Here is an 11,100-nt window from a genome sequence, read left to right on the forward strand (position 1 = left end):
GCCGCCAGCCTACCCCTTGCGTCCGGCCACGATGAGGCCGCCGCCCAGGGGCGGGGCCGCCGCCTCGACCACGAAGTCCCCCAGGCCCTGCCGGGCCATGGCCCCCTTTATCGTCTCCAGGGGCAAAAAATGCGTGGGATATCCGGCCAGCCGCGTCAAAAGCTCCTGCCCGGCCTCGCTCACCGCATCACGGCCCCCGGGCGCAAAATGGTGCGACACCATCCAGCCTCCGGGCCGAAGCGCCGTCGCCACCGTGCCCACGCTGCGCTCCAAATCCTCGGCCACCCCGTAGAGGACGTGCGAGGCCAGGGCCAGATCGAAGGCGTCTTTGCCGATGGCGTCCGTGCGCAGGTCGAAGGAGACGGCCGTCACCCGATCTCCGTAGCCGCGCGCTCGGCAACGGGCCTCGGACAACGGGGCCACATGGGGCAGATCGAAAATCGTCCCGACCAGCTTCGGGTTTTCGTCCAAAAGGGCCATGGTGAATTCGCCGTGGTTGCCGCCCACGTCGGCCATGGTCCGCATGGCCGCAAAGCCCGGCAAGGCCGAGGCCAGGCGGGTCACCCGCACGAGCGCCCCGCTTTTGGCATGGCCCGCCGTGCCCTCCATGACCTCCTCCATGGCCCAGGCGGCGTCGACCTCGTGCCGCTCCCTTTCCTTTCGGCGCAGGGCCGTCGTCAGGTCCGCTTCCAGGGGAGCGAAGAACTGCATGTTCAAGGCCATGGCCCGGCCCTGGTAAAGCGGCCTGTCCGGCGTGAGGTATTCCGCCGCCGCAGGCGAATTGGCGTAGCCTGCTGCTGCCTTTACCAAAACGCCCCGGGCGGTGAGCAGGTCGAGCAGGGCCTCCAGGCGATCCGGCTGCGTGCCGGTGGCCGCCGCCAGCTCCCCGGCGGATTTGTCGCCCTGGGCCAACTGGCCGAAGATATCGAGGTCCAGGGCGGCCATGAGCCCCTTGGCGAGGGTGGAGGCGTACAATATCGATTCGATGGGTTCAAACGAGGTGGTGGGAGTAACAAGCGCCATGGGTGTCTCCTGTTGGGTCACAGTGTTTAGCCGCTAAACCCTTTGGACAAAAAAGGGGCTATTCGGGATAGGCCTCCATCCAGGCCTTCATGCGGCGACACATCTCCCGGCACACGGCGAAATCGCGATCCGAAAGGCCACGCAGATAGTCGAGGAATTCCTTGTCGTGGGCCTTGTGAAATTCGAAATGGGCCTGGCTGACCGCGGCGCCCAAAGGGGTCAGGACCACCCGGCCCCGGGCTTCGTCCGCCTCCCGGGCGACCAGGCCCTTGGCGGCCAGGCGCTTGACCATCTGGGACACTGCCCCCTTGGTGACCCCGCAGGAGGCCGCAAGCTCGGTCACGCCCGCCCCGTCCGAGAGGTCCAGGGCAGAGAGCATGTGCACCTCGGCGGGATACAGGGTCACGCCCAGGCCGAAGTCCACGGGCCTGCGCTCGATGCGGGCGAAGCCGGTCAGCACCGCGCCAAGGGTCATGAAAATGGGCATCACGTCGTCGAAGTCGCGCATGGAGTCTGTTTAGCTGCTAAACTTTCGGACGTCAAGCAGCACCTCCTCAGCGCCACGCCTGGCCCGGGTATTTTCTGGCCGCGCCGATGGCGGCCCCTGGCCGCACGCCATGGGGAGAAGCGCGAGCAGGAACTTGTATTTATTTGAATACGGCGTAGTATGCTGTAATACAGTGTAAGGAGATGCCATGCAAACATCCATGTCCCTGCGATTGCCCCAGGAGCTGGCCGCCAAGCTCGGTGAGCTTGCCCAGGCGATGGGAAGAACCAAGAGTTTTGTGGCCGTGCGGGCGCTTGAGGATTTTGTCGCCCGGGAGGCGTGGCAGGTGGCGGAAATCCAGCAGGGCCTGCGCGAGGCCGATGCCGGAGATTTCGCCACGGATGAGGACATGCGGGCCTTGGACGCGAAGTGGGGGCCCGGTGCGCGTTAGGTGGCTGCGGGCCGCGCGGGGAAATCTCGAGGCGGAACTGGACTACCTCGCCCGGGAAGACCAGGATGCGGCGGAAAAGGTGTATGCCCACATCATGGACCGCGTCGCGCACCTGGAAAAACATCCCCAAGCGGGACGGCCCGGCCGGGTGTTCGGAACCCGGGAACTGGTCATCGAGCGCTATCCATATATCGTGCCCTATCGCGTGCGCGGGGACGCCGTGGAGATCCTGCGCGTCTTCCACACCAGCCGCAAGCCGCCCGAAGGCTGGTGAGGCTTCCCGTAGCGATGCCTCGCGCTTCGCAACACGAAGGGGTTACGGACTTGGACATGGCGGACTCCCGATGAAGGCCTGACCCGTCGGCCCTAGAGCGGCGGCGCGGCAGGACGTCCGCCCCGCCGGGGTCGGAGGGATCACGTGGATTTCCCTCTCTGGCCTGTCGTGGCAAACTCATATATGTTTCCCTTTATGTCCTTTTCAGGACTCCAACTTTTCACCGTACCTGATAGTTTTGCACGAACCACCCGGATACATGCGGGAGGAAGGCCGTGAGCCCCACGCACCTTGCGCCACCAAACGAAATCATTCTCTTCGAAACCGCAGACGGCAAAACCCAGGTGGACGTCCGTCTGAAGGATCACATGGCCTGGTTGTCGCAGGCCCAGATGGCCGACCTGTACCAGACCAGTCCGCAAAACATTTCCATGCACCTGAAGGCCATCTTTCAGGAAGGGGAGCTGACTGAGGAGGCAACTTGTAAGGATTTCTTACAAGTTCGAACCGAGGGAAATCGTTCAATAAATCGTTCGATTCGACATTACGGGCTCGATGCCGTCATCGCCGTGGGCTATCGGGTCACCTCTCCCCGCGCCACCCAATTCCGCCAATGGGCCACCTCCACCCTGCGGGAGTATCTGGTCAAGGGCTTCGTCATGAATGACGCGAAGCTCAAGAACCCAGAGTGGGACTATTTCGATGAACTTCTTGAACGCATCCGTGACATCCGGGCCTCGGAGAAGCGATTTTACCAGAAAATCCGAGACCTTTTCGCCCTCTCGCAGGACTACAGGGACGACCCGCAGGTGTCCCAGTCGTTTTTTGCCGAAGTGCAAAACAAGATGCTGTATGCCGTGACAGGGCATACTGCCGCCGAATTGGTGATAAAACGGGCTGATCCCGAGCAGCCGAACATGAATCTGAAAAGTTGGACTGGGCAGAAAGTGCGCAAGGCGGATGTTGTCGTAGCCAAAAATTACCTTTCTGAAGCAGAGATCATCGAATTGAACCGCATCGTCTCCATGTATCTGGACTATGCGGAAGATCGGGTTTCCAGACGACAGCAGCTCACCTTGAACGATTGGCGACAATACATGAATAATTTCATCGTGTTCAATGAGCGTCCCTTGCTCCAAGGACCAGGCCGGATGAGCCATGAACAAATGGCCCGGATCGTTCATGCGCGATATGCCGATTTCGACCACAAGCGGAAAGGGCAAGAGGCTCTTGATGCGGATAAAACGGATATCCAGGCGCTTGAAGTGTTGGAGAGGCAGTTTGTCCGGAAAGAGGAGGATTGAATCGTGGCTGGTGAGGGATCAATGCCTTGAGCCCTTGCGCCTCACGGTGTCGGAGGCGGCCCGGGGCCTGGGCGTTACCCGCAAGACCTTTTCGGAGTTGGTGAACGGGCGCTCCGGGGTGTCGCCGGAGATGGCCCTTCGCCTGGCCAAGGCCTTCGGCGGCACGCCCGAGACATGGCTGACCCTGCAATTGCACTACGACCTGGCCAAGGCCCGGATCAAGGCGCAGGACATGGTGGTGCGGCGGTTCACCGAGCCATCGGAGGCCTGATGCGCCGGATTCCCAGGCCGCCCGCCCGGCGCCCGCCGATCAGGCGCCCGCCGCCTCCACCGCATCCACCCCATGGGCAAGGAGAAAGGCCCCAAGCTTTTTATCGGCGCCGCTTATGTGCGTGACCAGCCAGCCGCAGAGAAAATTGAGAATATCCATGGAGATGGCGCATCTGCCGCTGGAGCAATCCGCAGCAATGGCCTGGACTTTGACGACGAACTCATGGTGCTCGCCCTTGTGCGCGGCGCTGTCCGGATAGCCGTAAGCGTCCATGTAGCGTTCTTCCGTGCCGAAGTGCTCCACGGCATAGTCCCCCATCTCACCCAGAATGCCCTGCAAAAAGACTGTCGACTCCTGGCGCAACATGCCGTCATGAAGCCTGTTGGTCATGTCCACCAGCCGCCGATGCTGGGCGTCGATGTCATGAACTTGGGTGCTCAGGTCGTCGTTCCATTCCAGAAGCGGCATAACGGGCTCCTTTCAAGATGTATTCCTGGCATCTGACTGCGAGACGTACGGGCTGACGTCCGTCACGTCGCGTTGAAACGCGGCCAGATGCGTTTCGGCATAGGCCGAGAAGACGCCGCTGGCCAGGAAAATGTCGAAGATATCCGGGTCGATATGCCTGCCGTTACGCATCCTCGCCATGATGCCCAGGGCCTCGGACAGGGTCTTGGCCTTTTTGTAGGGACGATCCGCCGCCGTCAGCGCCTCGAAGATGTCCGCAATGGCCAAGATGCGGGCCTCCACCGGAAGCTGGTCCTTGGTCTTTTTCAGGGGATAGCCCGTGCCGATGAGCGTCTCATGATGCCCCGTGGCGATCTCGGTCACGCGGCCAAGCTGTTCCGGGAAGGGAATTTTTTTCAGCATCTCCAGGCCGCTGAGCATATGCTCGTTGATTTTGAAACGCTCTTCCGGGGTGAGCGTGCCGCGCGAGATGCACAGGTTGTAGAGTTCGCCCCGATTGTATTCGTTTTCAGGAAACAGCAGGGGATTCCCCTGGGCGTCCACAAGGTCGGGGTAGGCCCGCCTCCGGGGAATGACATGCTCCGGTTTGTCGGTCAAAAGCGGTTCCGGCGTCGGCAATTCGGGTTCCGCCTCGTGGGCCTTGCGTCCCAGTTCCTCCTCGGAAAGGCCTATCCGGTCATTGTAATATCGCAGCCATTGGCGGCTGGCGATGTGCTCCAGACGCTTTCTGTCCTCATCGGAGAGAAACTCTCCTCCGACATTGCAGGCGGCTACAAACTCAAAATCCGCATGCAGCCTGCGTATCTCTTCCTCAAACTCCTGCCCAAGTCCCTGCGGCGCCGCCTGGCCAAGGCCGCACTTCCGAAGATGCGAAATCTCGACATCCCTGCGAAGCACCTCGAACCGCATCCGAATCTCATGGATTCTGTTGTATATCGTTTCCAGCTTTGTGGCCTTGTCCACCACGTATTCCGGGGTCGTCACCTTGCCGCAGTCGTGCAGCCAGGCGGCGATCCACAACTGACGCCATTCATCGTCGGTCTCGATGCGGAAGCCCGCCAGGGGACCGTCCGTGGCTTCATGGACGGCCTGGGCCAGCATTTCGGTCAGAATCGGCACCCGGGTGCAGTGTCCCGCCGTATATGGGGATTTGGCGTCAATGGAGGAGGCGATGACCTGAATCAGGGCGTCGAAGAGGTCACGCAGGGAAAGAACCAGATGGTGGTTGTCCAGGGCCACAGCCGCCTGAGCCGCCAGGGAGCCGATAAAGCCCATGCCCTGCCCGGAAATGCCGTCGCCAGCTTCGTCGGAGGGGAGAATCTGCGGGTTGAAAAGCTGGATGACGCCGATAACCTCTTCCCGGCGGGTCGCAAGCGGGACGGTGATCAGGGATGCGATGCGATAGTCCTTGGGCTCCTCGGGCAGGCCCGTCGGGAAAAGGGACAGGCCCTCGTCCCGGGCGGTGGCGGCTTTCCGGGTGCGCAAGGCCTCACAGGCATGGCGCAGGACGCTGTGGGACTGCAGAAAAGGCATGATCTCGGGGCGCACCTTCACCCGGGGGGCCGGGTTTTCGGACAGCCCGCCCAAAACCAGGCTCTCGGCATGAAGCGACACCAACTCCACTTCAAGCTCCTCCCCTTCCATGAGATACAACACGCCGCCGTCAGCCCCGGCAAGCTCCTTGGCCGTCTGGAAAATGAGCGTCACAAGGCGGGCCATGTCCTTTTCCGCAGAAAGGGCCATGCCGCCCGCCACAAGCTTTTCAAGGGTGGCCTGGGTGTCGAGCAGGCTCTCGGTCCTGGCCCGGATCGTGGATTTCATGACCTCACAGGCCGTGGCCAGGGCCTGCATCTCGGAGACATGGGACCGGATTGCGGGCGAAGCGGAAAAGTCAAACCGCTGGATTTTCCCGGCCTCCTCGCACAGCAGGCGGACGGGGCGCGCGACCCGGCGGGCCAGATGCATGGCCAGGGGGACGGCCAGACCGAGGATGACGGCCGCAAGCAGGACGATGCGCAGGGCCATGTCCGTGATATGGCCCGTGACATCCTCCAGGGGAGCGGCCACGATGACCCGAAAATGCAACCCATGCTCATCCGCCATGGGCGTCAGGGTGGCGAGATAGGGCGTGCCGTCGATGTCCGCCACCCGGGGGGCGCGGGAGCCCTCCCCGGCGGAGACGGCCGCCAGGGTCGCCGTGCGCACCACGGGGTCCGTGACGTCGCTGGCCAGGGGGAGTTGCAGGCGGTCATCAATCAGCCCCTCCCAGGCCTGGCCGGGGACGGCCACCAGACGGCTGGCCGCGTCCACTATCCACAGCGTCCCGTGCGGCGTGACGCGCTGCCGGGCAAGCATCGCGCCCAGTTGGGACAGAGAAACGTCCACGCCGAAAACGCCGCCTCCGTCCTCAAGGACACGGGCGCAGGTTATCCCGGGCAACCTGGAGCTGCTGAAGACATAGGGCGCGGTGTACACGCTGCGCCTGCTTTTTCCCGCATCCAGATACCACGGCCTTTGTCTGGGATCATAGGCGACGTCGGCCTCCGTCCTGGAGGAAAGGGCGCGAAGCTCGGCGGAGAGAAAGCGCCATGTCTGACGGCGGACGCCGTCTTCACCAGGGGCGATGATTCTCTCAATATATGCGGCGCCCTCCGGAGCATCATAAGTCTTTAAAACATGGCGGTTGTCCCGGCAGGCGATGACCTGATGGAATTGACCATCTGCATATCCGACATAGGAAGACATCAACGTGGGGTTCTCGTCCAAAATGAATTTCATCTTCCGCAGGGCGCTCAGGCCATATTCCTCCGACAGGAGGGCAGGATTCCCCGAAAACGCCAATGACGCCACGTCGGTGATGGAGGAGATCGATTCGACGATGACGTTTATTTCCGAGATCGTTTTTCCGGAAATTTCCCGAAAAAGCGTCTCTGCGGATTTCAACGACGCTGAATTGCTCTCATGGATGACGCCAAAAAGTATCGCTCCGGTCAGCAGCGTTGCTGTGGAGACAATGCTCATGAGGATGAGGGATGAAAATGAGATTTTGACGTTTTTCCAGCCGCGCATCAGGGCTCTCCTCGCCACGAGGGGAAGATGTTTCCCGCCTGGACCGCCGCAACGACTTCCTCCCGCAGATGACGAACTGCTCCCCGCTCCCGGATTGTATTAACTGCCTTCCCGAGCAGGATAAACCCTCTTTACATATTTTACCAAACAAAATGATAAAAAGACGACTTCGAGAGGGCTGTGGCCGGTATTTCCCCGTTACTTCCCCATGCCCTCGGCCGTGAACTGGCAGGCCCCGGTGAAAAAGCACTCGGCCATGGCCGTCACGCTGTCCTCGCCGACCATCAGCATGTCCGTCTGGCGCGTGAACTGCAAAAGCCGCCCCATGGACCTCAGCCGGTCCTCGATCAGTTCCGCCCCGAACTTCTGGAACCGCCCCGCCACCCGGTCACCGGTCACCTCCACCGTAAATCCCAGCCGCTCCAGGATCAGCGCGATGCCCCGGGCGCGCCGGGCCCGCTTCACGTCGTCGGCCGCGCCGCCCTTGAACGAGAACGTGATGTAGTTCTTGTTCACGGTCTTGCCGCAGTAGCAGTCCAGCACCCCGTAATGGTAGCCCACCCGGGAGCTGAAATTGAGGTACTTGTCCGAGATGATGGCGTAGCTTTTCTCCCCGAACCGCTGCCCGTCTGCCCTGGGCTGGGACATCATCTGCTCCCCCAGGACCGACATGAACCCCTTGAGATGCACCGGACGCGGCGTGCGCAACTGCTCCTCGCCAAGCACCAGTCCGTCCAAAAGGGCCAGAAACGGCCGCGACACGATCTCCTGCGGGGTCACCCGGCCCCGGGCGCCGCCCCCATCCGCCACGCCGCCCCCCAGGTCGATGACGTACAGGTCGAGCCCGGTGGCCGCATCCAGCCGCATGGCCATGCCCGACTGTCCCGAGGCCATGTCGCTGATGCGAAACATCTCGGCATAGGACCATTCGTGCAAAAGACGCATGATGTCGTGGATGGTCGAACAGGACTTTTCATTGAACTGCGGCGACTTGGGGTCAAGCAGATGCAGCGGGGCCACATGCGCAAGCACCCGCATGAGCACCCCATGCACCGGGGTGTCCCGCATGGCGATCTCCCGGGGAACATCCAGCCCCGCCAGGGCCTCCACCCGCCCCCGATAGATGCGTCTCGTCCAGGCGTCCACGGTCACGACCTCGCCCGGGGGCAGGGCCGCCAGCGCATCCGGCACGCCCAAAAGCGTGGGCGCCCCGAACTCCCGGCAAAGCGACGCCATGTGCCCGGTGACGCTGCCGTGCTCGGTGACGATGGCCGCGCACCGGGGCATGACCACCATGTATTTGGGCGACGAATGCCCGGCCACCAACACCCCGCCCTGGGGGAAGGCCTCCAGATCCTCGTCGCGCCGGACATGGACCACCGGCCCCACCCCCACCCCGGGATAGGCCGTCTCGCCGCCTGCGGCCAGCACCTCATGCCCCGTGACCTCCGGGATGTCCGGCCGGGCGCAATGCCCGGCGCTCTCCCCGCCGTCCGAGCCGGAGGCCATGGCCAGGGGCCGCGATTGCAGGATCACCAGCCGTCCCTTGGGATCAAGGGCCCATTCCACGTCCTGGGGGCAGCCGTAATGCCGTTCAAGCGACAACCCGTAACCGGCCAGCTCACGGATGCGCGCGTCGTCAAGGCAAGGCATGGTCCGCAGCTCCTGCGGCACGGGTTTTTCCGCCAAGGTTCCGCCAGGGACGCTCACCAGCATGACCGGCTTGTCCGTCACCCGCTTGGCCGCCACCCCCGAACCGTCCCGGGCCGCCTCGTAGGTATCCGGGTTCACCACCCCGTCCACGGCATAGGGCCCAAGGCCCCACACGGCGTTGATGATCACCCGGTCCTCGTCCGGATGCAGGGGATGGCGGGTGTACATGACCCCGGCGGCCCGGGATTCCACCATCTCCAGGCAGGCCACGCTCATGGCCACATCGTCGTCGGCGATGCCCTTGAGCACCCGGTAGGAGATGGCCCGGGGGGTGAACAGGCTCGCGGCCACATATTTGTAGGAGACGAGCAGCCTCGTAGCCGGGACGTTGAGGATGGAAAGATACTGCCCGGCAAAGGACAGTTCCCCGTCCTCGCCGATGGCGCTGGAGCGCATGGCCACCATGAGGTCGGCGGGAGACGCACCGATGTCGGCGGCCATGTCCCGGTGGGCCTCCTCAATGGCGGCAGACACGGCCGAGGGCAGTTCGGCGCGAAGAATGAGATGCTGAATCTCCTCGCTGACGGCGGCCAGGGAGGCCGGATCGTCGAGGGACAGGGTGAGCTTGATGCGGGCGATCTCCTCGCCAAGCCCCGAAGCCGCGAAAAAGGCCCGAAAGGCGGCCGTGGTCACGGCGAATCCCCGGGGCACGGGCAACCCCACGCGATTTCCCACCTCGCCCAGGTTGGCGCACTTGCCGCCCACCTCGTCCACCATGGTCGCCGTCACCCGGGTCAGGGGCAGGACGAACGCGGCGTCCGCCGCATCCTGGCGCACCCCCATGGCCAGCTTGATGTCCTCCCGGATGCGCTCCACCAGGGCGCCCAGCGCCGGGCATTTTCGCCCGGACAGGCCCTCGAAGGCCCGGATCATGCGCATGGCGTGGAACACGGCCCGGCTGGTTTGGGAGCGCAGATAGGCCATGCCGAACAGCTCCCGGCCATCCTGCTTGGTCTCCATGTCCGCGATGATTTTCAAAAGCTCGGAGTTGGACTCCAGAAGCTCCTGGAAACAATTGTACTTGACCCGGAATGCCCGACCGGCGTCCTCTTGGGCCGCTTGTCGTCCAATGCCGTACTGGGTGGCGAAAAACCGCTTCAGCCTTTCCACAATGCCGCTGCTCATGCCTGTGTCCGCCTTTTTCCAATGCACGTTTTGCAGCTCGCGCTCCATGCGCCACACCCTGCGGCCCTGTCCGGGGACAGCTACGGACGCGGTGAATTTCGCCTTTTTCCGCGACAATGGAAAGACCCGGCGCAAGGATCGCTCCGAGGCGTCGGCATGGCCGCAGGGCTGCGGATTTGCCATGCCCGCCAGGAAAGGCTATTTCTTTTGGAAAACGGACACAAAACCAAGGACCGAAACAACATGGACCCGAATTCGCTTATCGTCCTCGTGGTGGTCATCCTGGCCCTGGTGGTGGGCGCGGTCATCGGCGCACGCCTGCGGCGCAAATAGCCCCGCCGGTTCCCAGCCCCACGGGAAACGCGACATGCCCTTTTCCGCCCCCTTCGCCACCTATGTCCTGCAGGCGTCCCTGGCCGCCGTCGTCATTTTCGCCGCCGCGTTCGACATGCGCACGGGGAAAATCCCCAACGCCGTGACCTTTCCGGCCGTACTGGCCTTTGCGGCCGCCCACGCCGTCCTTTCCGGCCTGCCCGGGCTGCTCTTCTCCCTGGCCGGGTGCGGCGCGGGCCTGACCTTCCTGCTCGTGCCGCACCTGTTCGGCTATCTGGGCGCGGGCGACGTCAAGCTCATGGCCGTGGTGGGCGCCGCGCTCGGCCTGCACGCCCTGCTGACGGTCTTTTTGTTCACCAGCATCGCCGGGGGCGCGCACATCATGCTGCATCTGTGGCTGTCGCCCGCCCCGTCCGATCCGGCCTGCGGCCCGAACGATGCAAAAAAACCCGCCAAACTCCGCGCCTTCCGGGTGCGCTACGGCGCGGCCATCGCCGTGGGGACCGTGGCGGCCATGCTGTGGAACCTGTCGGGCAAGGCATACCTTTCCCTTTTCTGACGCAGACCGGACCTTGCCGCACG

Annotated in this window: 11 protein-coding genes; 6 read left to right on the forward strand and 5 right to left on the reverse strand. The window is 63.3% G+C overall.

Translation table 11 applies throughout. The annotated features are described in order from the left end of the window. Positions 1-9: 9 nt before the first annotated feature. Entirely contained in the window at positions 10-1,023 is a 1,014-nt protein-coding gene (locus V3572_RS15210; RefSeq protein ID WP_332111870.1) for a methyltransferase family protein, read from the reverse strand. Positions 1,024-1,081: 58 nt separating this feature from the next. Continuing rightward, positions 1,082-1,531, reverse strand: a complete 450-nt coding sequence (locus V3572_RS15215; RefSeq protein WP_332111871.1) for a MarR family winged helix-turn-helix transcriptional regulator — start codon at positions 1,529-1,531, stop codon at positions 1,082-1,084. Between the two features lie 187 nt (positions 1,532-1,718). Between V3572_RS15215 and V3572_RS15220 the strand changes: the two genes are divergently transcribed. The 4 genes from V3572_RS15220 (at position 1,719) to V3572_RS15235 (ending at position 3,810) form a co-directional block, all read left to right on the forward strand. After that, positions 1,719-1,961: a CopG family ribbon-helix-helix protein gene (locus tag V3572_RS15220; protein WP_332111872.1), complete on the forward strand. Its 243-nt coding sequence runs from the start codon at positions 1,719-1,721 to the stop codon at positions 1,959-1,961. Then, positions 1,951-2,235 carry a type II toxin-antitoxin system RelE/ParE family toxin gene (locus tag V3572_RS15225; RefSeq protein WP_332111873.1) on the forward strand — a complete coding sequence of 95 codons (285 nt, stop codon included), beginning with the start codon at positions 1,951-1,953 and terminating at the stop codon, positions 2,233-2,235. Before V3572_RS15220 ends, V3572_RS15225 begins: the two co-directional genes overlap by 11 nt. A gap of 275 nt (positions 2,236-2,510) precedes the next feature. Then, positions 2,511-3,539 (forward strand): virulence RhuM family protein, encoded by a 1,029-nt coding sequence (locus V3572_RS15230; protein ID WP_332111874.1) that lies wholly within the window; start codon positions 2,511-2,513, stop codon positions 3,537-3,539. Between the two features lie 10 nt (positions 3,540-3,549). After that, a complete protein-coding gene (locus V3572_RS15235) occupies positions 3,550-3,810 on the forward strand; it encodes a HigA family addiction module antitoxin (protein ID WP_332111875.1) in 261 nt (86 codons plus the stop codon). Positions 3,811-3,849: 39 nt separating this feature from the next. On the opposite strand, the gene V3572_RS15240 is transcribed toward V3572_RS15235, so the two are convergent. Beyond that, positions 3,850-4,278, reverse strand: coding sequence for a bacteriohemerythrin (locus tag V3572_RS15240; protein WP_332111876.1), 429 nt, complete (start codon positions 4,276-4,278; stop codon positions 3,850-3,852). Between the two features lie 12 nt (positions 4,279-4,290). After that, entirely contained in the window at positions 4,291-6,663 is a 2,373-nt protein-coding gene (locus V3572_RS15245; RefSeq protein WP_332111877.1) for an HD domain-containing phosphohydrolase, read from the reverse strand. A 382-nt stretch (positions 6,664-7,045) separates the two neighbouring features. Here V3572_RS15245 and V3572_RS15250 point away from each other — a divergent pair, with 382 nt between their 5' ends. Then, a complete protein-coding gene (locus V3572_RS15250; protein ID WP_332111879.1) occupies positions 7,046-7,450 on the forward strand; it encodes a hypothetical protein in 405 nt (134 codons plus the stop codon). A 95-nt stretch (positions 7,451-7,545) separates the two neighbouring features. Here the strand turns inward: V3572_RS15250 and V3572_RS15255 are convergent, their stop codons facing one another. Then, entirely contained in the window at positions 7,546-10,233 is a 2,688-nt protein-coding gene (locus tag V3572_RS15255; RefSeq protein WP_332111880.1) for a PEP/pyruvate-binding domain-containing protein, read from the reverse strand. A gap of 319 nt (positions 10,234-10,552) precedes the next feature. On the opposite strand from V3572_RS15255, the gene V3572_RS15260 reads away from it, so the two are divergent. Next, positions 10,553-11,077: an A24 family peptidase gene (locus V3572_RS15260; protein WP_332111881.1), complete on the forward strand. Its 525-nt coding sequence runs from the start codon at positions 10,553-10,555 to the stop codon at positions 11,075-11,077. Positions 11,078-11,100 lie beyond the last annotated feature (23 nt).

The organism is Desulfolutivibrio sp. (assembly GCF_036584575.1).
GTDB lineage: Bacteria > Desulfobacterota > Desulfovibrionia > Desulfovibrionales > Desulfovibrionaceae > Desulfolutivibrio.

Coding starts and splice junctions, on each gene's coding strand:
- V3572_RS15250 (WP_332111879.1), top strand. CDS start 7,046: ATGAATTTCATCTTCCGCAGGGCGCTCAGGCCATATTCCTCCGACAGG.
- V3572_RS15255 (WP_332111880.1), bottom strand. CDS start 10,233: ATGGAGCGCGAGCTGCAAAACGTGCATTGGAAAAAGGCGGACACAGGC.
- V3572_RS15210 (WP_332111870.1), bottom strand. CDS start 1,023: ATGGCGCTTGTTACTCCCACCACCTCGTTTGAACCCATCGAATCGATA.
- V3572_RS15215 (WP_332111871.1), bottom strand. CDS start 1,531: ATGCGCGACTTCGACGACGTGATGCCCATTTTCATGACCCTTGGCGCG.
- V3572_RS15260 (WP_332111881.1), top strand. CDS start 10,553: ATGCCCTTTTCCGCCCCCTTCGCCACCTATGTCCTGCAGGCGTCCCTG.
- V3572_RS15240 (WP_332111876.1), bottom strand. CDS start 4,278: ATGCCGCTTCTGGAATGGAACGACGACCTGAGCACCCAAGTTCATGAC.
- V3572_RS15220 (WP_332111872.1), top strand. CDS start 1,719: ATGCAAACATCCATGTCCCTGCGATTGCCCCAGGAGCTGGCCGCCAAG.